Below are 24,891 nucleotides of genomic sequence, written 5' to 3' on the forward strand. Positions count from 1 at the left end.
TTTTGCGTAAATACTTTTTGCTTACTTTACTTAAAACACTTATAATGGAATTAAATACTACTATGCGTAACAAGTGAGGTCGATTATGTATCAAGATGAACGTTTAATTGAAATAAAAAAATACTTAAAAGATCATAAACGTATAACCGTAAGTGAAATGATGGAGAGGTATGAGATATCTAGAGATACAGCTAGAAGGGATCTTGTAAAACTGGAAAAGGATACTGACGTAATCAGGACGAGAGGTGGTGCGAAATTACGTACATCATCTTTACCTGAGCTTAGTAAAAACAGTGAATCAAACGGGTATTCCGCGCTCTCGATACAAAGGATCACGAACTATGCGAAATCCATTGTAAAAGAAGGCGATTCTCTACTGTTGGATGGATCTAAAACAGTTGAGTCTTTAACGAATGTATTAACAACACCTCATATTAAGGTCGTTACAAATGCCATCGCCTTGCTTCATATACTCTCTGAGCGTGAACATGTACACATTCATCTCCTTGGTGGAAGATACAATAAAAACAAAAGTTTTTTGTACGGTCCAACATTGATCAAAAGTCTAAATGATTTTCATACTGATAAAGTGTTTATTGGAGCTGAAGGAATGACAGCAGAAGGGATTTCATACAGCAGCGAGGAAGAAGCCTTGGTGAATCAGGCTATGATTAAACGAGGAGACGAAGTAATTGTTCTCATCAGACATTCATCTTTTGGTTCAGAAGCGTTTTATAGAAGTATTCAGTGCCATCAAATCGACAAGGTCATTACTGACAAACATCCTGGAGCTGTCTTTGAGGAGATATTCGAGGAAAACAATGTGGAATTGATTGTCGCTGACAAATCCACAAAATAAAATGCACAAAACAACCCCCATCTTATTGAAGCTGAGTGCTTAAAAGATGGGGGTCGTCTTTATAGATCGGTCATTTTTTGTGCACGCACAAATAGGAACTGTGGACGTTTTGTCAATCGCTCATATTTTTCAGGGAGAACTTTTCTGAACTCTTCTGTCGGCATTGGTTCAATGATTTTTTCGATGACGAATCCATTCAAGTATAACGGCTTTAATATTTCATTCAAAGGGCGGCGATAGAATTGCACTTCCACTGAACCCTCAGGCGTTTCCCATTCATCTGTCAATAATTCCGTTGCAAAGTAATTATCGCAATTGAACAGTGTGAAATCCATGAATGGATGGTGTACGGAAAAAATGAGTCTCCCTTTGTTTTTGAGTATACGATTGAATTCCTGCATGGTTCCTTCCCAATCTTTTAAATAATGAAGCGTAAGCGCCGAAACGATGACATCATATTTGTTAGATTGGATGTTTAACGGTTGATTCAAATCAGCAGTGAACACTTCTGCTACTTTTCCAACACGTTGTTTTGTCATGTTGATCATGTTTTCGCTGAAATCAACAGACGTCACTTTTGCACCATGATCTAGTAACCACTCCGTATACCAACCTGCACCACATCCTGCATCGAGTACGGTTTTATTTTCTACATCTGGCAATAAGGATAACGTGCCTGGTCGTTCATAATACGCATTAAATGGTTTTGTATCTACATGGCGGAAATAATAATCGGCTAGCTTTTGATATGACTCGTATGAGATAGACTTTTCCATACTGTACACTCCTGTTTATAGCTGATCATTTTCGTCAAAAAGGCTGGTATGTACGTGTAAATTAATGCGGACTATAGTCAACTATACTAAAATAACAACATCTTAAGCCTTTTGAAGTCGGTTATTGTAATCTAATGCATGACGCAAATCGACATCTTCATCAAGGTGTTCAGGGGTCCAAGGGATATGGTGGTCAGGCTGTACACCAATATTGTCAATCCCTTTTCCTTGTTGGACTCGATCACTGATTGATGTAGGATACCAGAGTTCGAACCCCTTGGAAGGGAAAGATTCTTTGGCAACATTGCTATAATCCAATACCCCCTTTGTAGGTCTACCTATCATCCTAACTTTAGGAGATTGTGAAGCAATCAAGGCAAATTGATCTCCCGAACTGCCGCAATATCGATCGGTTATGATCATCACAGTTTCAGGTGCTGTGAGTCCATCAATCACTTCTTCATTAGTATCCAAATCGAATTGGACAAAACCTTGTTCCTTATATTTCTTCATATTATCGATGAATGAGAGAATAACATCGTCTTGCCCATATTGTTCGAGAAATCCATTGAATAGGTCCATTCTGTTATCGTAGTTCCGTTTTGTAATCAGATGATAAGTTGAATCATATGTGATGATGGATTCAGGTGGGAAGATATACTTCAACAGAGGTTCATATACCGCATCCATGCCCCCTCTGTTACTCCTAATATCGATGATCAATTTTTCTTTTTTAATGATCTTGTTGTGATTCTCTTTCAACAAAGTCACCATTTGTTCCTTGTCCATAAAGTCATTGATCGATAACAATCCGACATCGGAGCGGATATCCATATATGTATACTTTGAATCATGCTTCGGATTTTCATAGAAGCGGATATCCATTTCAAGCACATTTCCTTGCAGATCTTCAATGGAAATACATTTTGCTCTTTCCAATACGCTTGACCAATTTTGTTCATTTGTATCGTATGTATGAAGAGGCTGTTGATCAATCTGGGTGATTTTCATACCAGGACTCAGCCTTTTTTCCGAATCTACATGGGTAACATACAATTTGTTAACATAATATTCTACTCGGTAACCTATGTAATTTAAATTCGATGTTCCTTCCATCATCTTAAATTTAACATGTTGATCCTTGAAAGCTGACAAGTAATCAGTAACGATCTCATAAAAGGTTTGGTTATCTAATGAACCGTTCTGATCGGCTAGTTTAAGCTCTCTAAAGAAGTAGTCGGGATCATCCCAACCCTTTTTCGCTTCACATCCTGAATAATCCTCATGCATGATTGAGACAATTTCTTTAAAAATCTCCCTAAATCCCATACGAAACAAACTCCTCTATTTTAAATGTAATAAATCCACCCTTCTTCTGTTGCGGTTTCTTTATGTATGCAAGGGTCTTGTAAGGTAACATTCTCGATGAATTGCCCATTCCCTTTAAATAGTAAAGCTAAGATTGAACATATGGCTGCATCATACGCATCTGATCTCGGATTGATTTCAGATGGGATCCGTTTAAGAATCTCTTCCTTAATAAAGGACTGTTCCATAGACTTCACCAACGCAGGATAAACTTCAATCATCACGTGTTTACTCGATTTGTTCCCTTGCTGAGGAATCATTTTAAAGCCTTCCTCTCGGCTCCATTTCAAGGCATAAGATAAAGCCAACGTAGTATTGTTGCCGAGTTTGTCAAATGGAGCAGAAAGCGGTTTTTTGCCAAACTTCTCAAAAATATGTCGCTCTGTATCGCGGTATGCAAACGGGTTTTGTATTTCTTTGGATGGGAATTTTAGCTCATGATCTTCCTGATTCACGAGCTTTCTGTAGGCTATAGGAAAGCCTAGAGAAGCATCCATTCCAATTGTAACTTCCTCAAATTCTTCTATACTTATTTTAGGGTCCAATGCTTCTAATATGGATTGAGGTGTCCAGTGTTGATGTTTTTTCAGATTGGTGTTCCTCGGTGTGCCAATCCATTCGAACTTTTGTGTGTCAAGATTGAATGTGGCAGCGGCAATCCCTTGTTTGGATCCCATCCATCCACCGACATCCCAACCAATACCTAATATTTTTGTCATAAGACTCTCTCCAATCGTTATTTCCCTTCAAACAACAGCCGGATAGAGAAGAATGCGAATACCAACCCTTTCATGCGGTTGATCCATTTGACGATTATTGGATTCCCCCAAAGTTTCTCTCCCACTGTTCCTGCAGAAATAGACAATACAGTGAAAATGATCAGTGCCTGAACAATGAATAATACTCCTAAAATCGTCATTTGCAATGGTACGGCACCGCTTTTCACAGATACAAATTGAGGAAGGAATGCAAGAAAGAAAATGGACACTTTCGGGTTCAAAATGTTCATGAAGATGCCTTTCCTATACAACGCTGATAAGGTATACTGTTTCACTTTTTGTTGCTCAGGCTGGGCGTTCTCTCTGAAGGCTTGGATAGCAAGATACAATAAGTAGATGGCCCCGATGAACTTTATCAAGTTGAAAGCGAGGCTAGATTGATAGAGAATCGCTGAAATCCCGATTGCTGCAGCTAGTGTGTGACCGATGAGGCCTGTACATAACCCAAGACCTGTGGCAATTCCTGCTTTCTTTCCATGCGAAACGCTCTGCGCAAATACGAACATGAAATCTGGTCCTGGTGTAATTGTCAATAATACAGATGCTAAGATGAAATAACTGATCGTGTTTATATCCAATGAACTATTCTCCTTTTATGTACTATTTATCTAGTTTATCAAATTATATTGAGCTGACCCAATATAAATTGAATCAGCTCAAGTATTCTTGTATTCTAGTTTGAAGGTTCTGCAACTCTTACGATGTATTTGCCGATATTCTCGCCCTTGAATAGTCCTATAAACGCATCTGGTATTCTTTCAAATCCTTCAACTACTGTCTCTTTGTATTGTAATTTACCTTCCTGTAACCATTTGGCTAAATCGGATACTGCGTCTTCGAAGTGCGCGCCGTAATCAGATACAATGAAGCCTTTCATCAAAGCGCTATTTACGAGTAAGTTTGGCTGAACACGTATACCTAAATCGGGTTTTTTCAAGTTATAAAGTGAAATCTGTCCGCAAACCGGAATTCGTGCGCCTTTATTGATTAATCTGAGTACGGCATCTGAGACTTCTCCACCTACATTATCAAAATAGACATCTACTCCATCTGGGCAAGCTTGTTTCAACGATTCTTGTAAATCATCAGACTTATAATTCACCACTGCATCAAACTTCAGCTCATCTTTAAGATAGGCAAGTTTCTCTTCCGATCCTGCAATACCTACTACACGAGCGCCAGCGATTTTAGCAATCTGTCCAACGACCGTTCCGACCGCACCAGCTGCTCCAGAAATGACGACTGTTTCGCCGGGCTCTGGTTTTCCGATATCCAATAATCCGAAATAAGCTGTAATACCAGGCATTCCGATCACACCTAAATGAGTTGTGAGAGGGGCTTGAGAAGGGTCGATTTTACGTAGGGCATCTTCATGTGCGAGTTGATAGGTCGCCCACCCTAGATTGCCGATGACGAAATCTCCTTCCTCCAATTCCGTGCTGTTCGATTGGTGGACTTGAGCAATCACCCCTCCTGAGATGACCTCATCCAAGCCATAAGGCTCTACATAGGATTTCTGATCATTCATACGTCCTCTCATGTATGGATCTACAGAGATGTATAGCGCCTTCAGCACCACTTCTCCGGTATCTGGAGCTCTTAAGTCCTCTTCAGTCCATTTGAAATTGTCTTCATTTGGCATACCAACTGGTCTCTTACCTAAACGGATTTGTTTTGCTTTCATTCTCACATTCCACCTTTCCACTTGTCATCCATTATAAATTTCAAGTAGAAAGAAAGGAAATAGATTGCTTGGATATGTATAATGGATAGTTGTAATGAATTTTTGAAACAGAGGTCGTTATTATGTATAAGACAGATACGATATCAGGAAAATTACGTCAATTCATGGTCATTCTCCTACCCATACTGATTACTCAAGTCGGTTTGTTGGCCATGAACTTTTTTGATACGGTCATGAGTGGTCGTGCTGGAGCAAATGATCTTGCTGGTGTTGCAATCGGTTCAAGTCTTTGGGTACCGGTTTTCACTGGATTGACAGGTATTTTAATGGCTTTGACACCGATTGTGGCTCAATTGATCGGGGCGAAAAAGGAAGGTCAAGTATCATTTTCAGTATTACAAGGCGTATACCTTGCCATCTTCTTGTCGGTTGTCGTTGTTCTTCTCGGTTCTTTGGTACTGGATTTGATCTTAAATGGTATGGATCTTACCGATGAAGTGACTTATATCGCAAAGCATTACTTAATCGGATTAGCCTTTGGAATTTTGCCTTTATTCGTGTACACCGCATTAAGAAGTTTCATTGATGCATTGGGAGAGACGAGAACCACTATGTTCATCACTCTCCTATCTTTACCGGTTAATGTATTGTTCAACTACTTATTGATCTTCGGAAAACTTGGCTTCCCTGAACTCGGAGGAATCGGAGCTGGATATGCATCTGCTATCACATACTGGTTCATTTTTTTCGTTGTCCTATTGGTAGTCCATCGGATACGACCATTTTCAATTTATGGCATCTTCAAAACTTTTTATCGAGTATCGTTCGGGAAGTGGAAAGAGATATTGAAGATCGGAGTTCCAATCGGTTTATCTATTTTCTTTGAAGTGAGCATATTTGCAGCAGTTACACTTCTAATGAGTCGATTTGATACCGTCACCATTGCTGCCCACCAAGCCGCGATCAACTTTGCCTCCTTACTTTACATGGCGCCCCTTAGTGTATCGATGGCTTTGACGATTGCAGTAGGGTTCGAAATTGGGGCTCATCGACCGAAAGACGCCAAGCAATACAGTGTCTTGGGAATAATCATTGCTGTTGGTTTTGCACTCTTGTCTGCTGTCCTGCTACTTCTGTTCAATGAACAAATCGCAGGCTTGTATACGAAAGATCAGGCCGTTTTACAGTTGATTGCGCATTTCTTGATCTATGCAATCTTCTTCCAACTTTCAGATGCCATTGCGGCTCCGATTCAGGGTGCACTGAGAGGTTATAAAGACGTCAACATCACACTGATCATGGCATTGATTTCTTATTGGGTCGTGGGACTACCGCTTGGATTTGTTTTGGCAAACTATACTGATTTCGGTGCTTTCGGATATTGGATCGGTTTGAGTTCGGGACTGACGAGCGGTGCGATTACACTCTATCTCCGACTTAGATGGCTACAAAATAGATATGCTAACAAGCTTACAGAGGATGTTCCTGAAGGCACTTCATAATCAGGAAGACGCATCCGATATTATGGATAAGTCTTGCATTGGAGGTGTAGAACGGAATGGAACTTTCATCATTCATGGCGAGCAATTTGCAACAATTACGCCATACGTTGAATATGAATTTGTTGGATGGAAATCTTGCTAAACAAGCTGCCCAATCCACAGTCATGCTGAAAGATTTTCAAGAAGCACAACAGCAGGTTCAACACCCAACATCCGGACATCGAGTGGATGTGAAAGTGTAAGTCGTTATAACGAAGAGGCTGAATCAAGAGGAGTTTCTCCCTTTTGAAATCAGCCTCTTTTATTATGATGGTGAGGAACGGATTCGGCTTATAAATTCTAAATTAGGATAATCATATCAGAATTTGGCTTATAATCATCATTTTTCCTGCGAAGTGCCCACGCACACAACCCTCCATTCACAAAAAAAACAGAGCCGACGCTTCGTCGGCTCTGTTTTTTAAATTTTCTTATGTCAGTATAATCTCTGCCTGCAGCGTTCTGCTACCTCGTAACAGATTTCAGTCAAATTGTATTCTGAAGAGATCGGATGGGATTTGCATTCATTACCACATGCTTCACAGATCAATTCACAAAGCTGGCAAACTTCTTTCGAAAAAGGAGTTTCTCGTTGTAAAGTTAATGCGGTATAAGCACATATATCATAGCATTCAAGGATCAGTCTCGAGCATTCATCTATCGATTCATCAGATGACTGGATGTTGCTGCGTTTGAGCCAATCTTCGCAGAGGTCACGACATTCCATACATAATTCAATTAGGTTTTGATCGGACTCTTTAGCCATCTCTTATACGCCTCCAACAGTATGTTACTATACTGTATCCGTTCTACAGTGAACGTAAACTCCGAGGCGACAATATTTTTTCATTGATTCAAAACTTTGTTGAAAGTTGTTCATAAATAGAGACCACTTCGTCTAGTTTCATCCTTACAAGACCGCTAGATGAAGGAGCAACGAAATCTCTCACACCAGGCACAACCGACTCTTCCTGGAAGCCCCAATCTACTTTTCTTCTGCCGCTGTATTGTTGATAAACGCCTTTCCCAACGAAACATACGACTTTTGGCTTATATTGTTGAATCTTTTCATTTAGTTGGAGCTTACCTTCTACATACTCTTCTTTCGTAATATCTGCAGCTTCCTTTGTCGGTCTGGAAACAATGTTCGTGAATCCATAACCATACAGATCGATGAATTTTCGCCCATCTTCAGGCTTATGCAATTGGTCCGTCAAACCAGATCGATAGAGGATTTTCCAAAACCGGTTATTCGGATTAGCGTAATTATGACCCGTTTCGCTGGAACGTATGCTAGGATTGAAGCCTACAAAGATAATGTTCAGATCGTCATCAAGAATATCGGGTACAGGGTTAAGCATGTGTATCCCCTTCTTTTCTCCGTTCGTTCTTTCTGACACTCATTCCACCAGATAATACGAATTTCATAGCATCTTCTGCCTTCATATCCAATATTTCAACTTCCTCTTTCGGAATAAGGAATGTCATACCAGCCACCTGGAAGGTTTGTGGTACGTATACGGCTATATGATCGACTAATGGATCGGCAATCGAATCAACTTCTTCAGACGTTACAAAGCCAATGGCTTTCATATTTGTGCCAGGTATATAGACCAACGCCACCTTGGAGAATGACTTTTTATCTCCTGCAAATGACTGGAGCGTATCCTTAATAATGGAATATAAACTCTTCACTAGAGGAATGCGATCCAACCACTTATCAAGCAGTTCGACTACTTTTCCACTTATATATTGTTTAGATAACCAACCTAGCAGTGTAATCAAAAGAATGGAAGCGAGCAACCCTAGACCAGGAACATAATCTTCTTGTAAAATCCCTCTGAATGTCTGTCCAAGAATGTTGTCCAGAAATTCAAAAACTTTAATCACGACATAGATGACCAGTATGATAGGAACCACAGTTACGATTCCGTTCAGAAAATTTTTCGCAAATGCTTTCATCCTATACCTCCAAAGATAAAGAAATAGGAGCAACAAATGACTGTCACTCCCTTAGCTTCATCTATTATAGCATTTTTAACGATAAACACCGTGTTTGATGACATCGATGTACTGATTCAACCGATTCAATAAAGGGTCGGGATGTTCCAATAATTCCTCTTCCTGACCTTTATATTGTTGCAGAATGGACCGATTGAATTGCTCCATCACCGTCATGACATATTCCAATACAAAGGGTACAGTGAGACCTTCACGTAAATCAGACTCATTCAAGTAGGCGAACAAAAGCGCTTGATTCTGCTCAATCGCCTGTTGTTGAATCTCTTTGAACAAAGCTGCGATTTCAGCTTCAATCTCTTTAGGTGTATCCAGGAAGGACTTCAATAACACGTGATACTCATCGGGATACCTTGAAAATGTCTCCATCTTCATGATCGCCGTTTTCTTGATGCGTTCGAAGAAATCCTCCTCTTGTAGGTCTTTTAATCGTTCATAAATCTGAACATGCACGATATCAGCTGATTGCTTCAAAAGATACAAATACAAACCTTTTTTATTCTTGAAGTAATGGAAAAGCAAGCCTTTCGAGATTCCTGCTTTTTCCGTTATCTTGTTCGTTGAAGTGTTTTCATATCCGTTCGTTGCAAACTCTGCCATGCACGTTTTGATGATTTGTTGTTTCTTCTCTTCTGGTAAATTCTCGAATGTACGGTTCATTGGGAACCTCCCACTTTAGACGGCGATATCTTTTTTACGGTAATACAAGTACGTACTGATTGTACAGATGATCATTATTGATAACATGATCGCTAGGTATAGTCCCTTAATGGATTCATTCGTAATGATATCTGCTGCATCCACATATACGAATGGACTCATGTATTTCAAGTTCTCGAGTTTATCCGAAACGCTTGAAATCACCTGCAGAAAATAGGTGATGAAAACCAATCCTACCGTAATCGATAGAATCTGACGTCCTTTTCTAAAAATACTTGATAATAGGAATGCGATGGATGCAAAAGTTAAATGCAAGAGAATTGGAGCGATTGACATCAACACGAATGGGTAAAATTCAAACGTGCCATCATCAACGAGCATGAACCCTGTTAAATTGATCAATGAAACAAACAAGTTGAACAAAACGACATTGACGATGATAACGAGCATTTTTTGGGTAACGAGAGACGTTCTAGAAATCGGTTTGGATAGAAGGAATTCAATCGTCTTCTCTCCTTCTTCTTTCGCTAGCATATTTCCAGCCAAGAGAACGACATAAATGCTACCGATCAAAGTAATAAGCATATAACCTTCAATCGCATAGAATCCTAATACAGTTCCCAAACTCAACTGATCCATATTGAATGCTTTTTTGATTCCTTCAGGATAGGCTTCTAATAATGCTTCCAGATTGCCCTGTTGTTTGGCGAAGTCAGGATAGATCTGCATCATCAAGAAGACTAAGCCTCCAAGGATGACCGACCAGATCAATAATGATTTGAAATTCCATTTCAATTCTTGCTTAAAGATCATCTTCCATCCCTCCATTCTCCGTTTCATAGAAATGCATGAAAATTTCATCCAGTGAGGGTTCTTCTATTACAACGTCTCGATAATCTTCTTTACTTAATGCATTGATCAGTTCATGTATATCGCCTCTGAACAGAATCGTCAACGTAAGACCAAGTTGTTCTTGTTGGATGATACCATCTACATTTAAATTCAGGGTTTGACCTTCTGAAAGGAGGATGCTCACTTTCTTGAACTGATTTTTCGTCAGATTTTCAATCGTATCGTTCGCAATCAATTTCCCTTCTTTAATGATGGCTACACGGTCGCACATTTTTTGTACTTCACTTAAGATGTGCGATGAAAAGAAGATGGTTACTCCCTTCTTCTTTTCTTCCATCAACAGATCAAAGAAGGTATGCTGCATTAATGGATCGAGGCCGCCAGTAGGTTCATCCATGATCAGGAGTCGCGGTTCATGTATTAAGGCTTGAACAATTCCTACTTTTTTACGGTTACCGAATGAAAGATCCTCGAATTTTTTATGAACGTCTAAATCCAAACGCTCTGTCAGTTCATTCATTCGTTTTTTATACGATTTATTTTGATAAAACCCTGCAGAATAATGAAGGAGATCTTTCACCTTCATGTTTTCATAGAAATGGACTTCTGAAGGCAGATATCCCACTTCTTGTTTAATGGCCATCGATTGAGTCACAATGTCTTTCCCGAAAATCTTTGCTGATCCACTCGTTGGAAAGATGAAGTTCAACAACGTACGGATCGTCGTACTTTTCCCTGCACCATTCGGACCTATGAAACCATAGACCTCTCCTTCTTCCACACTGAATGTTAGATCCGAGACGGCTTGATGTTTTCCATAGTACTTCGTGAGATGATCCATCTCAATAACCTTCATTTCAAGACCCCCTTCAATTGATTGACCACCTAGTCAATATTAAGTATATACCGATTTGACCATGTGGTCAATAACCACATAAAGAGAAAAGGCTGTCCAAAAATGGTTTCCCATTTCAGACAGCCTCCTACGCTTTTACCCTTTATATGAGATGTCGGAATCTTGGATCGTACCCGATTCTTTTGCATCTGTAAGAAGTTGTAAAGCTGCTTTTAACACCGCTTTTTGTTGATCGATGTTCTTCGGTTGACCAACAGGGCTTCCGAAAGGAAACCTGGAATACAGTGAACGAGCAGGCTTTACAATCTCGGCGATCTCTTTTGCCATAGTCAAAGTAACCGTCGGAATATCGTGTTCCTCAATTGTACGTGCGACCAGACCGGCCGTCTGTTGACAGATTGGTCAGGACGGTACCAGAATAGCAAAATCCACTTGTTGCAGCTGTAATTTTTCAGCTACTTCCTTTGCAGTCACCGTTTTGAGAGGATGTGGAATTGGAACGTAACCCATGAATGAATAATGGACATCCGCTACTGATCCGATAGAACCTTCTTCACTTAGGTGTTTTAACATTTCTAGCGGGAATACCACATTGCGGTCTTCGTTCGCCTTCGAGTGATCATAATGCTCATGGGCGATGGAAAGTTGATCATAGTCCACATCATGTCGTATTTCTCTGTACGAAGGGTCTCCCAAACCATAATGGTCTTGAAAAGGAGGTTGTCCTTTCACATAAATGCCACCCGTTGTAATGATGACCCCTTTAGCTTCTTCAATCGGCTTGTTCAATGTTGCAAAAGCACCGGGCTCATTCCGCTCATACTTGAACGAAGGTACCCAGCGTTCCTGAACCGCTTTTTCCACTTTCTCGATCACACGATCACCTCTTCAAATTGTAGGTTGCAAGAAAAGTATTCCCAATGGCGTGCCGACCATAACTTATTTAAGTTTAAAAATCGAAATTGTCCGGATCTGGACCGAACCGTTCATTCTCATTCAATTGGTCGATCTTTTTCATTTCATCATCCGTAAGTATAAAGTCGAACAGCTCGGAATTTTCGCGGATCCTTGATGGATTTACGGATTTAGGAATGGTGATGATGTTATGTTGCAAGTCCCAACGAAGGATGACTTGTGCTGGTGACTTCCCATACTTCTCACCAATCTCTTTTAATGTTGGATGATCCAGTAATTTACCATGCATGAGCGGAGACCATGCTTCCACCAAGATGTTTTCCTTGTCGCAGAAAGCGCGTACGTCTTTTTGGGTCAATTTCGGGTGGAATTCGATCTGGTTGACCATCGGCTTGATGTTCGCATCTTTTATCAAATCCTCTAAGTGATGTACATTGAAGTTACATACGCCAATTGCTTTCGCACGCCCATCTTCATAAAGTTTCTCCATCGCTTTCCATGTATCATTATACTTACCTTCTACAGGCCAATGAATCAAATAGAGATCGACATAGTCGAGTCCTAATTTTTCAAGGCTTTCATCAAACGCTTTCAAAGTGCTTTCGTATCCTTGATCTTTGTTCCATACTTTTGTCGTGATGAACAGTTCTTCACGAGGAACATTCGCATCCTTGATTGCTTGACCTACACCTTCCTCGTTTTTATAAATGGCAGCTGTATCAATGCTACGGTATCCAACTTCTAAAGCAGTCTTAACAGAATCAATGACTTCAGAGCCTTCTTCGACCTTGAATACACCGAACCCTAAGCGCGGCATTTCAATTCCATTATGTAATTGTACTGTGTCTTGGATTTTCGTAATCAACATGGATCACTCCTTTAATGGATATATCGCAATTATATGGGAAATTCAAAAAAGGTGTAAGCGATTTGCTTACACCTCTTTATTGGATGGAACGGTGTAACTTTAGAAGTCGGTCAACGATAAATGAAATCGTATTGTCGTCTTTTACGTACTGGAAGTGTGATAACGGAGTCCAGCTCGTGAGGAGATTGCCAGTATTGAATTCAAGATCTTCGACCACCGCTTGTTCATAAGCTTTATTGAGTGTTTTCAGAGGATACCCGAGTACATCATCCTTATCAAAAATATTCCACCATCCTCCTTTTGCATCCGGAAAGTGCCTCTGAAACGGCTTGGCTGGCACTTGAATCGGTCTGTTGAAGTCAGCATAACGTAAACTCCATAATGCAAGAGGAGAGCCCAAAGATATGAAAGCTGACAGTGTTTCACCTTTCATAAGAGGCGTTGCGTCACGAAGCCAATTACGTACATATGGCAATTGATCTTTTTCTTTCTGGAGGTCATAGAAGAAATTACTTGTAATGACTGTCCCCAGACTGTGACCGACTACAACAAGTGGTGCTTGATCCCCGACCTGCTCATTCAAACGCTTCAATGCATGAAAATATACTTCATGGACCCGTTCATAGTTTTGGAACTGATCACTGGTCGGTTGATAAGCGATCGCATCTCCTAAAAATTCAATGATAAATTTACGCAAAGTACTGAAATCAAGTTGTCCTCCTTTATTCAGGGCTTCCCACAACTCTTTTTCACGATCATTGAAAACGGTCGCCCAGTAGATAGGTATAAACGCAAAGTCATCAATGGAAAGGTCGTATTTATCCTTTTTCGCCTTTTCGATGATTTGCTCTTTCAAGCGTGTAATGAGGATTTCAGCAAAATCTTCTTTCTGAATACCAGCTCCATGTATGACTGCAATGCCAATCTTTTGATTCATGGAATCACCTCTCTCGTTTCTTCTCCGTTTTTCCTAGTTGGAATCCATCGAACAACCTTCCACCATGTGGCTCTAAAATGGTGTCTGCTAGGTCGATGATCTTGCTGTCATCATTCGTTTTATAGTACTGATCAAATGCGTTCATGAACGTGTTCGCAAAGCCTTTATCATAGTGTTTCAAAGCGCGATAAGACCATTTCGAGCTGCCGACCCATCTCCCATTCGTCCAAAGTAGAAATTCTTGTAGACGATCGGCCAACGTATTGACGATGAATATTTGTTCGAATCGATCTGGACGACCGATCAAATCATCAAGTAGATCCGTAATAAAATACCTCTTCATGTTGATCGTTTCTTGACTCCAAGGTGTCGGTCCTTTTTCAAGAAGCCCTTTCGCCTCTGCCTTTATTGCTTGTAGGACTCCTTTATCTTGAATGACGACTCCTTCTGCAACCATCCTTGGCATAGAAGGAGTACCTCTGTCACAATCCGATTGAAAATACTGCTGATAAGAGGAGAGGTTATGTACGAATATTTCAACTGGCCAACCTTGAAATATGAATGATCGGCGGTAAGAGGCGAGAATGCTATCATCAAAAATGACCACGTCCAGGTCAGATGACGGTGTGGCTTCACCTCGGACAACACTTCCTGCCAGTAAGGCACCTTGGCAATTTGAATAATGTGTATCAATCAGTTTTTGTGCAGTTTCTAATGGCGATAATCGATCCATGAATGTATACGCTCACTTTCATTGGAAATGTTTTTACATTTCATTTGTAATGTCCCTTTTCACTCCCTTCCTTTCGACAATCATCAAATCAATCCCTCCTGACCATGCTTAAGATCATAGTAGTCGACATCTCGTTATGGAATCTTTCTGTGTGGATGAAAATAAAAAAACCCTAGAGAAATGTTTTTTCATCTGGGGTCATTTTTCAACTACTTTTTCTAGATTGAATACCTTTCGATAAATCCAATACGCCCCTCCCGACGGAAACACGATCAAAATCCAACCTTTGGGTGTTATTCATCAGGAGATTGTAGATTTCCCTTTCGGTCAACCTTCTTCTTAATTGGGATTCATATCCTTGGATCAGTAATGCCGCTGCACCGGCTACATGAGGTGTTGCCATAGATGTACCGGAGGATCTAGCGTATTTACTGTTAATGTATGTGGATGTGATGTTCACTCCTGGAGCTACTAGATCAATTTCATCATTCGTGTTGGTAAAACCAGCTGGGTACAATTTCTCATCAATTGCTCCAACGCAAACGACTTCAGGGTAATACCCTGGATATGTTCGTTCAAAAGAATATGCCCGTCCATCCCCAAGATTTCCAGCTGCGCACACGACCAGTATATTTTTTGCGACTGCCCTTTTGACAGCTGCATGGAGTCTGGGATCATCAGCTGGTCCACCAAGCGACATGGAAATGACCCGAACTCTTTCTCGGTTCGGTCCCCTCCAATTGATGGCATAATGGACACCACGGATCAAATTCTCATAAGAGCTTGCGCCGCTTGCGGGTATGACTTTCAAGACCAATAATTGGGCTTCTGGTGCAACACCTGCGACCCCGAATCCGTTCAAGTTGGCTGCAATTGTTCCAGCTACATGGGTACCATGGAAGTGGTTGTCGGAATAGTCCGTTGGATCGCCACCATGATCGGAAGTAAAGTTACGACCGCCGATGATTCGGCCTTGGAGATCTGGATGATCTGGCTGACATCCTGTATCCAATACCGCTATAGTAACTCCTTTTCCTCTATATCCAAGATCCCACATCTTTCTGGCGTTGATCATATCAACACCATAAGGTACTTCCCGTCGTAAAACGTTTGAATTCACCATTTGAGAGGGGAACCAATGTAGATCTGACATCTTTAATCTCCTTTACACTCAAATCACTTTGCTCATATACCTATTAGATTCAAGTGAAAGGAAAACGGTATGGTGTCTTGTCCATAGAACAGGAAAAAGGGGCTGAATCCTTTTTGGATCAACCCCTTTGTAAATCAAAGGTCTTTTGCTAACCTAAGACCGCTGAATTGCCATCTCTTATCCGGATGGAAGAAATTCCGATATGTCAGTCTCATATGAGTGGAATGGGTGGCACAAGAACCTCCTCTTAATACCATCTGATTACACATGAATTTTGCATTATATTCCCCTAATGTTCCTTCCAAAGGTTTAGACCTCGGATATGGAACATACGGGCTTGAGGTCCACTCCCAAACGTCTCCGAACGTTTTCATCATACGATTACTTTGATCGTTGTATTCTGCTGTGGGATGATAGTAACCTTGATCGGCAAAGTTTCCTTCAACATTCTGATTCTTCATAGCATGCTCCCATTCCGTTTCAGTCGGAAGCCTGTACCCTGCCCATCGTGCGAACGCATCTGCTTCATAAAAGCTGATGTGTGTAACAGGTTCGTCTTCATCCACCTTTTGCATACCTGATAGTGTGAACAAATACCATTCCCCATCTTTTTTCTCCCAATATAACGGGGCTTCCCATTGTTCCTCTTTTACAATCGACCATCCTTCAGATAGCCAATATTCAGGCTTTTCATAGCCGCCCTCTTCCATAAAGGAAATGTATTCGCCATTTGTAACGGGCCTGTTCGCTAAGGCAAAGCTGTCCAGCCAGGATTTATGGATTGGTCGCTCATTGTCGAATGAAAATCCTTCATCTTCACAATGACCCGTTGCAACGATCCCCTCCTCAAAACTTACCCATTCCAGTGTGGGCGCAACCGTTTTTGAATTGGGAATGGGCTGTTGATAGACTGGCTTCAAAGGATTGATGGAGAAATTATACTTGATGTCTGTAACGAGTAACTCTTGATGCTGTTGTTCATGCTGCAATCCGATCTCAAGCAACGGTTGGATCCGATCACAGGTATCCGTATCACATCCTTCAAGTAAGCGGGTCATCTGTTCATCGACATAATCGCGGTATTGGAAGATCTCATTCACAGACGGTCTAGCCAATAAACCTCTCGCATGCCTTGGATACGGCTTCCCGTGAGTCTCATAATAAGAATTGAACAAGTAATCATATGTATCATTGAACCTTGTAAAGCTCTCTAAATATGGAACAAGGATGAAGGTCTCGAAAAACCAGGTCGTGTGGGCAAGATGCCACTTTGGCGGACTCACATCAGGGATCGCCTGGATGACGAAATCTTCAATTTCCAATGGAGAAACGATTTGCTTGGAGAAACCTCGAATTTGTTTATACTGCTGTAAGAGCTTGGTTGTTTGATGATTTATGACAGACATTTCGCTCTCTCCTCTCAAATGTACTACACAAAATATACTCTTCTTTTCCCTGATCTAGAATCCTGCAAACAACTGAAAAACGAAAGAAGCTGAACCTGTTTGGCTCAGCTTCAATTTATCGTTCGTTTTTTTCGTCTTCTTGTTTTTGTAAGTCGATCGGTTCATCTCTGGCGAATTCTTCGCGAGCAATTTTCGATCCTTTCGGTGGTCGATTGATGGTTCCCTGACGCTTATGCTCAAAGTTTTTGCCTCTTCCCATAGGACGGGCACCTCCTTGGAGAAATTAGGTGGTCATATTAACAGGTTGCCCATAGAACAACTGTTTTATCATCCCATCAAACGGAAACAGCTGACATCTTAGAACTCATCAAATAGTCGTGTACTTCTTTCGCAGCTTCCTGTCCTTCACGGATCGCCCATACGACAAGACTTTGACCTCTTCGGGCATCACCAGCTGCAAATACGCCATCTACACTCGTCTTATAAGTTGTTTTTTCCGTCCAGACGAGCCCTCGTTCCGTCGCTTTCAAGTTGAAATGGTCCAAGATTTCTTTTTCCGGTCCTGTAAACCCGATTGCAATCAATACGAGCTGTGCGTCCCAGTCTTTTTCAGTACCTGGGATTTCAACCGTCACAAGTTCACCGTTCTTGTTTTCCTTCTTGACTTGCATCGTCCGTAATGATGATACTTTTCCGTCTGCTCCCCCTTTGAACGATTGGGTCAAAATTTCATATTTACGAGGATCGTTTTTGAATTGTTGATGAGCTTCTTCATACGCATATTCCAAGGAAAAGGTCATTGGCGTATGCGGCCATGGATTATCTTCAGCCCGTTCTTTTGGAAGTTCAGGATGCTTTCCGAACTGGACAACACTTTTACATTTCTGGCGTAATGCGGTTGCAACGCAGTCTGCACCTGTATCTCCTCCGCCAATGACAATGACGTCTTTCCCTTCTGCTGAAATGCTCGGTTCGGTTTTCGAATTCAATGATTTCGTCGATTCCGTCAGGTACTCCATAGCAAAATGAATGCCTTCACTTTCGCGTTCTTCTATCGGTATATCACGCGGTTGTTGAGCCCCTGTACAGATTACGACGGCGTCAAATTCCTTCTGTAACTCTTCCCGGCTGACATCCACTCCTATTTCTGTGTTCAACCTGAACTCGATCCCTTCTTTTTCAAGAAGATCAATTCGTCGTTCAATCGTCCTCTTTTCCAATTTCATGTTCGGAATCCCGTACATGAGGAGACCGCCAGGACGGTCTTCTCTTTCAAAGATCGTAACCAGATGTCCGGCTTTATTCAGTTCGTCAGCAGCGGTCAATCCTGCAGGACCTGAACCAATGACGGCAACTCGTTTCCCTGTACGGGAAGAAGGAGGTTCAGGTTGAATCCATCCATTATCAAACCCGCGCTCAATGATTTCGTTTTCGATTGATTTGATCGTCACAGGGTCATCGTTGATACCGAGCACGCACGATCCTTCACACGGAGCAGGGCACACCCGACCTGTGAATTCAGGAAAGTTGTTCGTCAACTCCAGACGATCTAAAGCTTGCTTCCATTTCCCTTGGTGCACCAGCTCGTTCCACTCTGGGATCAGATTGTTGATTGGACAGCCGATCGAGGATCTGCCCCACTCCATACCTGTATGGCAGAAAGGGGTTCCGCAATCCATGCATCTGGCACCTTGTTGTTTCAAATCTTTCTCGTCATGACGTTCTGTATATTCATTCCAATCATTGATCCGCTTTTTCGGATTTCGCTCTTCATTGTCTTTCCGAGCATATTCTAAAAATCCCTTTGGATTACCCATGATGAGCTCCCTCCTTATTTGGTCAATGTTTCTGTGCCATTTGAAGCTTTCTTTCTCCGGTCATCATCTTGTTGGAGTTTCCGTTTATACTCCTCCGGGATGATTTTGACAAATTGGCTCACAGCTTCCTGCCAATGGTTGAGAATGTACCTTGCCCGGGCACTTCCGGTATATTGGACATGCTTTTGAAGCATTTGTTTGATGTGTTGGCTCTCTTCATAATCCTCCAGGTCTTCAAAAAGGACCATCTCTGGATTACATCGGGCTTTGACAGATTTTCGATCAGTAGTCCAAATATACGAAATGCCTCCTGACATTCCAGCTGCAAAGTTTTTACCGATAGAGCCGAGTACGATGACTCTGCCTCCAGTCATATACTCGCATCCATTATCGCCTAAGCCTTCAACGACAGCATGAGCACCGCTGTTCCGTACGGCAAAACGTTCACCAGCTGCTCCGTTGATGTATACCTGACCGGATGTTGCACCAAATAAGGCGACATTTCCAATCACCACTTCCTCCATTTGTTGGAACGTGCTTGCACGAGGAGGTGCGATGATGATTTTACCTCCAGATAATCCTTTTCCTACATAATCATTTGCATCCCCAATAACTTTCAAAGTGATTCCTTTCGGAACAAATGCTCCAAAACTTTGCCCTGCAGATCCTTCAAAGGTAAGATTGACTGTATCCTCTGGTAAGCCTTTCGCACCGTGTTTTTCAGTCACAGCATAGCCGAGTCTCGTACCTACAGCGCGGTCCGTGTTCCGGATCGGTGACTTGACGAACACCGGCTTGTGATTCAATAAGCTTTGCTCCACTTTAGGAATCAGATGTGCCTCATCCAAGTGGTTCTCGTTATATTCAGTACGATATGGTCTTTTTTTCGTTTTCCAAGCATGGTCCGTTTGCAATAATAGCGGATTGAAATCCAAGTGCTGCGCTTTCGGATGTTCCAGTGCTTTATCATTCACTTTCAGCAGTTCTGTTCTACCGATCAATTCGTCGAGAGACCTCACTCCGAGTTGTGCCATTAATTCTCGGATTTCCTCTGCGATGAAGCGCATATAATTGACGACATGATCCGCTTGACCTAGGAACTTCTTTCGTAGTTCGGGGTTTTGAGTTGCAATTCCCACTGGGCAAGTATCCAAATGACATGCTCGCATCAGAATACATCCAAGTACGACGAGCGGAGCCGTTGAAAACCCATACTCTTCTGCTCCGAACATTGCGGCTTTCAAGACATCTGCACCTGTCATCAACTTTCCGTCTGTTTCGAGCACGACTTTATCTCGCAAATTATTCAGGATTAATGTTTGATGGGCCTCTGCTAAACCGAGCTCCCAAGGTAAACCAGCATGACGGATGCTCGTTTTTGGAGATGCACCTGTACCACCTTCATATCCACTGATCAGAATGACATCGGCTTTTCCTTTTGCCACTCCAGCTGCAATCGTTCCTACACCTGTCTTGGCAACCAATTTGACGCTGATGCGTGCTTTCGGGTTCGCATGCTTCAAGTCATAAATCAGCTGAGCAAGGTCTTCAATGGAATAAATGTCGTGGTGTGGTGGAGGTGAAATCAAACCGACTCCAGGTGTTGATCCTCGAACCTCTGCAATCCACGGGTGTACTTTTTTACCCGGAAGGTGCCCACCTTCTCCAGGCTTTGCCCCTTGAGCCATTTTGATCTGGATTTCTTCAGCACTCGAGAGGTAATGGCTGTTTACGCCGAAACGTCCAGAAGCCACCTGTTTGATGGCACTCTTTCTGCTGTCACCATTAGCGTCAGGAATGAAACGGTCCGGGTCTTCCCCGCCTTCACCGCTATTACTTTTACCTCCGATCCGGTTCATGGCGACTGCGAGAATTTCATGTGCTTCCTTACTCAATGAACCGTAAGACATTGCTCCAGTCTTGAACCGTTTCCAGATTGCCTCGACCGGCTCAACTTCATCTAACGGTATCGGTTGAACATCGTTGGTATTGAAATCGAATAGATCTCGCAAATAGGTCACTTTCTCCGTGTTAACAAGCTCGGAAAACTTTTTATATAACTCTTTGTCGTTCGTTCGACAAGCGTGCTGGAGTGTATGGATCGTTTTCGGATTGAAAGAGTGATGTTCTCCCGTACTTCTCCATTGCATATCTCCGCCTGCTTCAAGAGTTGGATTCAAAGTGAAGTAAGCCGTATGGTGGCGTTTGATCGATTCGTCCGCAATCGTAGTGAGATCGATTCCGCCTAACTTTGAAGAAGTCCCTTTAAAGTATTTTGAAATGACGGATTCTGAAATCCCGATCGCTTCGAATGTTTGAGCTCCACGATAACTTTGAATCGTGGAAATCCCCATCTTGGACATGACTTTCACGATCCCTGAAGTAGCGGCATCTCTGAAACGATCAACGGCTTCCATGTAGTCGTAATCGGTCACATGTTCCTGATCAATCAAGCTTTGGATCGTTCGATAGGCGAGATACGGATACACCATGTCTGCACCAAAACCGATCAACACCGAAAATTGGTGAACATCTCTTGCTTCTGCCGTTTCCATAATGATGCTCGCCTTCGTACGTAATCCTTTTTCCACTAAGTAGTGATGGAGTCCACTTACGATGAGTAACGATGGAATCGGAACTCGATTCTCATCCATTTTTCGATCGGATAAAACGATCAAGGAAACACCTTGGCGTATCGACCTTTCGACTTGTTTAAACACGTTTTCCAGCGCTGATTCCATCGTTGCACTTTCACCTGTGAAGCACGTCGAGATTTTCGTTGATCGGAAATCATTCCGCCCGTTATGGATGATCTCTTCGAACTCCTCTTTTTTCAATATAGGTGTATATAACCGGATTCGTTTACAATGTTGCGGACCTTCATCCAGCACATTCGCTTTCGCACCAATGTAAGAAGTTGTTGAGGTGATCGCTTTTTCCCGGATGGCATCGATCGGTGGATTGGTCACCTGAGCAAACAGCTGTTTGAAATAATTGAACAATAGCTGTGGTCTGTCAGATAGCACCGCTAGTGGCGTGTCATTCCCCATCGACCCAATCGGATCCTTCTTTTCATTCACCATTGGCAATATATTTTTCATGATCTCTTCATTTGTATATCCGTGTGCAAGCTGATAGGTCAAAAGCTCGCCTTCAATCATTTTTTCAAAGCGAGGGCCATCATTTTGTGCATGCAAGCTGACAAGAGACTCGTTCAGCCATTTGCGATAAGGATATTGCGTCGCAATCTCACGCTTAACATCTTCATTTAGAAGCACTTCGTTTTTCTCAAGGTCGATCAGAATCATTTCTCCAGGAGCCAATCGTCCTTTCTTCACGACTTTATCTGGCTCGACATCCAACACACCTACTTCTGAAGAAAAGATGATGGTATTATCATCCGTCAAATAGTAGCGTGCCGGTCGTAGTCCGTTCCGGTCGATGGAAGCTCCGATCTGCTTGCCATTCGTATATGCAAGTGCTGTCGGTCCATCCCACGGCTCCATGATGCAACTCATATACTCGAAACAAGCTCGTTCCGGATCCGTCATCTGGTCGTTGAAATCCCAAGCTTCGGGAACCATCAACATGGCGGTGTGCGCCAACGAACGGCCATTCATGACAAGGTACTCGAAGGTCTGATCGAGCATTCCAGAATCGCTGGAATCTTCAGACACAACAGGGAGCAAGTCATCATGGCGTTTCCCATAGACCGTGGAAACAGCCGCAGACTCACGGGTTTTCATCCAATTCACATTCCCTGTAATCGTATTGATCTCCCCGTTGTGCATGAGCATGCGGTTCGGATGAGCTCGTTCCCATGACGGAAACGTATTCGTACTGTAACGGGAGTGGACCATACCGAACATGGAGGTCGTCACTGGATTCGCTAAATCCAAATAAAACTGATCCAGCTGATACGACGTTAGCATTCCTTTATATACGATTGCATCTGGGGATAAGCTCGCAATGTAAAATGGACCTTTCCCGATATTGTCCAAATCCATAACACGCTTTTCGATCACCCTTCGAATCAAATACAAGGATTGATTGAACTTTTCGCTCGTAAAAATGTCATCCGGTTTACGAATGAACATTTGTCGGATGTATGGCATCGTTTCTTTCGCGGATGAGGTGACAATCGTTTCATCTACAGGGACCGTTCTCCAGCCGATGAAGTGGTGTCCCTCTTCATTCACAGTACGCTCAATCGTTTCTTCGATCTGTTGGCGCAAAGACTCCTTTTGAGGTAAAAAAACCATCCCTACTGCATAATCGCCTTGTTTCGGGAGGGTTTCATTCCATGTTTTACGGAAAAGTTGATCCGGCATTTGTATCATGATGCCTGCCCCGTCTCCGGAGTCAGGGTCAGCTCCTTGCCCGCCTCTATGTTCCAGCCGGCATAGGATCGTCAATGCATCCTTAATGGTTTTATGAGTCGAAGTCCCGTCGACTTGCGCAACGAAACCGATACCACAAGCGTCACTTTCATATTTGGGATCGTATAAACCTTGCTTCTCTGGTAGTCCTGTTCGAATCATCCTATCACCCCATAGCGCTTATATTTTTTAAAAAGGAATACCCCTAAACTTGAAAGAGTACTCCTCTAATCGTTCGAAAATTTCTGACAAAAGGTTAGTTTAAATGTTATGGGTTTTCTGTTATGCTTTCAATATATAAATTAGATTGAATTGATCTCATTTTGAGATTAAGCGCTTACAAGGGTTGATATAATGGAACTGAGACAAATCAGGTATTTTATAAAAGTTGCGGAAATAGAGCATGTCAGTGAAGCAGCAGCCGAATTGCACGTTGCACAATCTGCGGTCAGCCGACAAATCGCAAACTTAGAAGAGGAACTCGGGGTGAAACTCTTTTTCCGTGAAGGACGAAACATCCGTTTGACCCCAGTTGGGAGGATCTTTTTGGAGCGTGCTCAGTTGGCCGTATTGGAAATCGAGAAAGCGAAACAGGAAGTGTATGAGTTCTTGAACCCTGAAACAGGGACAATTCGGCTCGGTTTTCCGAACAGCTTAGCTGCGAAGACATTGCCATCCGTCATCTCCGCCTTTCGGAAAGAACACCCGCAAATCGGCTTTCAGCTCCGTCAGGGCACTGTGAGCGAGTTGACGACCGCCGTCATCCAGGGGCATATTGATCTTGCATTCGTCTCCCCGGTTCCTGGAAAACAGGATGACGTGAAGGGGCATATCTTTTTTACCGAGAAAATCATGGCATTGTTGCCTGAGCAGCATTCACTGGCAGGTGAGCTTCATTTGAGACTTAGCCAGTTGAAGCACGATCCGTTTGTCATGTTCCGGCAAGGATATGTACTGAGGGATTTAGTAATGAGAGCTTGTCAGCAGGTCGGCTTCAACCCACGTATTGCGTTTGAAGGAGAAGATGTGGACACGATCAAAGGGCTCGTATCTGCTGGACTTGGCGTGAGCTTACTCCCTGAGATCACCTTACATGAGCGACCGGATCGAGATACTGTGGCGATTGAGGTCATCGAACCGAATGTCAAAAGAACGGTCGGTATCATCATTCCGCAAAACCGGGAACTCGCCCCATCCGAGAAGATTTTCTTCCAGTTCTTAAAGGAATTCTATGAAAAGCTGAACCGATTCGGACAATGAAAGAAAGCTCAGAGCGTTTGCGCTTTGAG

The 24,891-nt window shown here is 42.4% G+C and carries 24 protein-coding genes; 4 read left to right on the forward strand and 20 right to left on the reverse strand.

Translation table 11 applies throughout. The features are described from left to right. Window positions 1-85: 85 nt before the first annotated feature. Window positions 86-859: a DeoR/GlpR family DNA-binding transcription regulator gene (locus tag ACXQIQ_RS03105; RefSeq protein ID WP_439300196.1), complete on the forward strand. Its 774-nt coding sequence runs from the start codon at window positions 86-88 to the stop codon at window positions 857-859. A gap of 59 nt (window positions 860-918) precedes the next feature. On the opposite strand, the gene ACXQIQ_RS03110 is transcribed toward ACXQIQ_RS03105, so the two are convergent. From ACXQIQ_RS03110 to ACXQIQ_RS03130, 5 genes are all read right to left on the reverse strand, one after another. Next, entirely contained in the window at window positions 919-1,635 is a 717-nt protein-coding gene (locus ACXQIQ_RS03110) for a class I SAM-dependent methyltransferase (protein WP_439300195.1), read from the reverse strand. 102 nt (window positions 1,636-1,737) lie between these two features. After that, entirely contained in the window at window positions 1,738-2,964 is a 1,227-nt protein-coding gene (locus ACXQIQ_RS03115) for a S41 family peptidase (protein ID WP_439300194.1), read from the reverse strand. Window positions 2,965-2,984: 20 nt separating this feature from the next. Further along, window positions 2,985-3,722, reverse strand: coding sequence for a hypothetical protein (locus ACXQIQ_RS03120; RefSeq protein ID WP_439300193.1), 738 nt, complete (start codon window positions 3,720-3,722; stop codon window positions 2,985-2,987). Window positions 3,723-3,739: 17 nt separating this feature from the next. Next, the gene (locus ACXQIQ_RS03125) at window positions 3,740-4,360 is read right to left on the reverse strand and encodes a LysE family translocator (protein WP_439300192.1); all 621 of its coding nucleotides are present in this window, start codon (window positions 4,358-4,360) and stop codon (window positions 3,740-3,742) included. 95 nt (window positions 4,361-4,455) lie between these two features. After that, window positions 4,456-5,466, reverse strand: coding sequence for an NADP-dependent oxidoreductase (locus ACXQIQ_RS03130; RefSeq protein WP_439300191.1), 1,011 nt, complete (start codon window positions 5,464-5,466; stop codon window positions 4,456-4,458). Between the two features lie 122 nt (window positions 5,467-5,588). Between ACXQIQ_RS03130 and ACXQIQ_RS03135 the strand changes: the two genes are divergently transcribed. Both ACXQIQ_RS03135 and ACXQIQ_RS03140 read left to right on the forward strand, forming a co-directional pair. After that, complete coding sequence (locus ACXQIQ_RS03135; RefSeq protein WP_439300190.1) at window positions 5,589-6,968, forward strand: MATE family efflux transporter; 1,380 nt, start codon at window positions 5,589-5,591, stop codon at window positions 6,966-6,968. Between the two features lie 56 nt (window positions 6,969-7,024). Next, window positions 7,025-7,210 (forward strand): polyribonucleotide nucleotidyltransferase, encoded by a 186-nt coding sequence (locus ACXQIQ_RS03140; protein ID WP_439300189.1) that lies wholly within the window; start codon window positions 7,025-7,027, stop codon window positions 7,208-7,210. 651 nt (window positions 7,211-7,861) lie between these two features. On the opposite strand, the gene ACXQIQ_RS03145 is transcribed toward ACXQIQ_RS03140, so the two are convergent. The 15 genes from ACXQIQ_RS03145 to gltB form a co-directional block, all read right to left on the reverse strand. Then, entirely contained in the window at window positions 7,862-8,368 is a 507-nt protein-coding gene (locus ACXQIQ_RS03145) for a mismatch-specific DNA-glycosylase (protein ID WP_439300187.1), read from the reverse strand. Beyond that, a complete protein-coding gene (locus ACXQIQ_RS03150) occupies window positions 8,361-8,969 on the reverse strand; it encodes a DUF502 domain-containing protein (RefSeq protein ID WP_439300186.1) in 609 nt (202 codons plus the stop codon). The genes ACXQIQ_RS03145 and ACXQIQ_RS03150 overlap by 8 nt, the downstream gene beginning before the upstream one ends. Before the next feature lie 75 nt (window positions 8,970-9,044). Further along, window positions 9,045-9,686 (reverse strand): TetR/AcrR family transcriptional regulator, encoded by a 642-nt coding sequence (locus tag ACXQIQ_RS03155; RefSeq protein ID WP_439300185.1) that lies wholly within the window; start codon window positions 9,684-9,686, stop codon window positions 9,045-9,047. A 15-nt stretch (window positions 9,687-9,701) separates the two neighbouring features. Next, on the reverse strand, window positions 9,702-10,499 hold the full coding sequence (locus tag ACXQIQ_RS03160) for an ABC transporter permease subunit (RefSeq protein ID WP_439300184.1): 798 nt from the start codon (window positions 10,497-10,499) through the stop codon (window positions 9,702-9,704). Further along, entirely contained in the window at window positions 10,489-11,394 is a 906-nt protein-coding gene (locus tag ACXQIQ_RS03165; protein ID WP_439300183.1) for an ABC transporter ATP-binding protein, read from the reverse strand. The genes ACXQIQ_RS03160 and ACXQIQ_RS03165 overlap by 11 nt, the downstream gene beginning before the upstream one ends. Before the next feature lie 135 nt (window positions 11,395-11,529). Further along, window positions 11,530-11,721, reverse strand: coding sequence for a hypothetical protein (locus ACXQIQ_RS03170; protein WP_439300182.1), 192 nt, complete (start codon window positions 11,719-11,721; stop codon window positions 11,530-11,532). A 75-nt stretch (window positions 11,722-11,796) separates the two neighbouring features. Next, window positions 11,797-12,270: a glycine/sarcosine/betaine reductase selenoprotein B family protein gene (locus ACXQIQ_RS03175; protein ID WP_439300181.1), complete on the reverse strand. Its 474-nt coding sequence runs from the start codon at window positions 12,268-12,270 to the stop codon at window positions 11,797-11,799. 73 nt (window positions 12,271-12,343) lie between these two features. Then, complete coding sequence (locus tag ACXQIQ_RS03180; RefSeq protein WP_439300180.1) at window positions 12,344-13,177, reverse strand: aldo/keto reductase; 834 nt, start codon at window positions 13,175-13,177, stop codon at window positions 12,344-12,346. A gap of 76 nt (window positions 13,178-13,253) precedes the next feature. Next, window positions 13,254-14,114, reverse strand: a complete 861-nt coding sequence (locus ACXQIQ_RS03185; protein WP_439300179.1) for a lipase/acyltransferase domain-containing protein — start codon at window positions 14,112-14,114, stop codon at window positions 13,254-13,256. 4 nt (window positions 14,115-14,118) lie between these two features. Further along, window positions 14,119-14,847, reverse strand: coding sequence for a nucleotidyltransferase domain-containing protein (locus tag ACXQIQ_RS03190; protein ID WP_439300178.1), 729 nt, complete (start codon window positions 14,845-14,847; stop codon window positions 14,119-14,121). 205 nt (window positions 14,848-15,052) lie between these two features. Then, window positions 15,053-16,000 (reverse strand): S8 family peptidase, encoded by a 948-nt coding sequence (locus tag ACXQIQ_RS03195; protein WP_439300177.1) that lies wholly within the window; start codon window positions 15,998-16,000, stop codon window positions 15,053-15,055. 134 nt (window positions 16,001-16,134) lie between these two features. Beyond that, entirely contained in the window at window positions 16,135-17,406 is a 1,272-nt protein-coding gene (gene egtB, locus ACXQIQ_RS03200; RefSeq protein ID WP_439300176.1) for an ergothioneine biosynthesis protein EgtB, read from the reverse strand. Window positions 17,407-17,521: 115 nt separating this feature from the next. Next, complete coding sequence (locus ACXQIQ_RS03205; protein ID WP_226548700.1) at window positions 17,522-17,665, reverse strand: hypothetical protein; 144 nt, start codon at window positions 17,663-17,665, stop codon at window positions 17,522-17,524. Between the two features lie 76 nt (window positions 17,666-17,741). After that, window positions 17,742-19,223 (reverse strand): glutamate synthase subunit beta, encoded by a 1,482-nt coding sequence (locus tag ACXQIQ_RS03210; protein WP_439300175.1) that lies wholly within the window; start codon window positions 19,221-19,223, stop codon window positions 17,742-17,744. Between the two features lie 14 nt (window positions 19,224-19,237). After that, on the reverse strand, window positions 19,238-23,764 hold the full coding sequence (gene gltB / locus ACXQIQ_RS03215; RefSeq protein ID WP_439300174.1) for a glutamate synthase large subunit: 4,527 nt from the start codon (window positions 23,762-23,764) through the stop codon (window positions 19,238-19,240). Window positions 23,765-23,956: 192 nt separating this feature from the next. Here gltB and ACXQIQ_RS03220 point away from each other — a divergent pair, with 192 nt between their 5' ends. Then, window positions 23,957-24,862 carry a LysR family transcriptional regulator gene (locus ACXQIQ_RS03220; protein ID WP_439300173.1) on the forward strand — a complete coding sequence of 302 codons (906 nt, stop codon included), beginning with the start codon at window positions 23,957-23,959 and terminating at the stop codon, window positions 24,860-24,862. The last annotated feature ends 29 nt before the right edge of the window (window positions 24,863-24,891 follow it).

The sequence above is a fragment of the Pseudalkalibacillus sp. Hm43 genome, from assembly GCF_054170705.1.

Bases quoted from the DNA above. Each gene is read 5' to 3' on its own strand.
- ACXQIQ_RS03105 (WP_439300196.1), top strand. From the start codon at position 86: ATGTATCAAGATGAACGTTTAATTGAAATAAAAAAATACTTAAAAGAT.
- ACXQIQ_RS03110 (WP_439300195.1), bottom strand. From the start codon at position 1,635: ATGGAAAAGTCTATCTCATACGAGTCATATCAAAAGCTAGCCGATTAT.
- ACXQIQ_RS03115 (WP_439300194.1), bottom strand. From the start codon at position 2,964: ATGGGATTTAGGGAGATTTTTAAAGAAATTGTCTCAATCATGCATGAG.
- ACXQIQ_RS03120 (WP_439300193.1), bottom strand. From the start codon at position 3,722: ATGACAAAAATATTAGGTATTGGTTGGGATGTCGGTGGATGGATGGGA.
- ACXQIQ_RS03130 (WP_439300191.1), bottom strand. From the start codon at position 5,466: ATGAAAGCAAAACAAATCCGTTTAGGTAAGAGACCAGTTGGTATGCCA.
- ACXQIQ_RS03135 (WP_439300190.1), top strand. From the start codon at position 5,589: ATGTATAAGACAGATACGATATCAGGAAAATTACGTCAATTCATGGTC.
- ACXQIQ_RS03140 (WP_439300189.1), top strand. From the start codon at position 7,025: ATGGAACTTTCATCATTCATGGCGAGCAATTTGCAACAATTACGCCAT.
- ACXQIQ_RS03145 (WP_439300187.1), bottom strand. From the start codon at position 8,368: ATGCTTAACCCTGTACCCGATATTCTTGATGACGATCTGAACATTATC.
- ACXQIQ_RS03150 (WP_439300186.1), bottom strand. From the start codon at position 8,969: ATGAAAGCATTTGCGAAAAATTTTCTGAACGGAATCGTAACTGTGGTT.
- ACXQIQ_RS03155 (WP_439300185.1), bottom strand. From the start codon at position 9,686: ATGAACCGTACATTCGAGAATTTACCAGAAGAGAAGAAACAACAAATC.
- ACXQIQ_RS03160 (WP_439300184.1), bottom strand. From the start codon at position 10,499: ATGATCTTTAAGCAAGAATTGAAATGGAATTTCAAATCATTATTGATC.
- ACXQIQ_RS03165 (WP_439300183.1), bottom strand. From the start codon at position 11,394: ATGAAGGTTATTGAGATGGATCATCTCACGAAGTACTATGGAAAACAT.
- ACXQIQ_RS03170 (WP_439300182.1), bottom strand. From the start codon at position 11,721: ATGGCAAAAGAGATCGCCGAGATTGTAAAGCCTGCTCGTTCACTGTAT.
- ACXQIQ_RS03180 (WP_439300180.1), bottom strand. From the start codon at position 13,177: ATGTTGATTACGAAAATCCAAGACACAGTACAATTACATAATGGAATT.
- ACXQIQ_RS03185 (WP_439300179.1), bottom strand. From the start codon at position 14,114: ATGAATCAAAAGATTGGCATTGCAGTCATACATGGAGCTGGTATTCAG.
- ACXQIQ_RS03190 (WP_439300178.1), bottom strand. From the start codon at position 14,847: ATGGATCGATTATCGCCATTAGAAACTGCACAAAAACTGATTGATACA.
- ACXQIQ_RS03195 (WP_439300177.1), bottom strand. From the start codon at position 16,000: ATGTCAGATCTACATTGGTTCCCCTCTCAAATGGTGAATTCAAACGTT.
- egtB (WP_439300176.1), bottom strand. From the start codon at position 17,406: ATGTCTGTCATAAATCATCAAACAACCAAGCTCTTACAGCAGTATAAA.
- ACXQIQ_RS03205 (WP_226548700.1), bottom strand. From the start codon at position 17,665: ATGGGAAGAGGCAAAAACTTTGAGCATAAGCGTCAGGGAACCATCAAT.
- ACXQIQ_RS03210 (WP_439300175.1), bottom strand. From the start codon at position 19,223: ATGGGTAATCCAAAGGGATTTTTAGAATATGCTCGGAAAGACAATGAA.
- gltB (WP_439300174.1), bottom strand. From the start codon at position 23,764: ATGATTCGAACAGGACTACCAGAGAAGCAAGGTTTATACGATCCCAAA.
- ACXQIQ_RS03220 (WP_439300173.1), top strand. From the start codon at position 23,957: ATGGAACTGAGACAAATCAGGTATTTTATAAAAGTTGCGGAAATAGAG.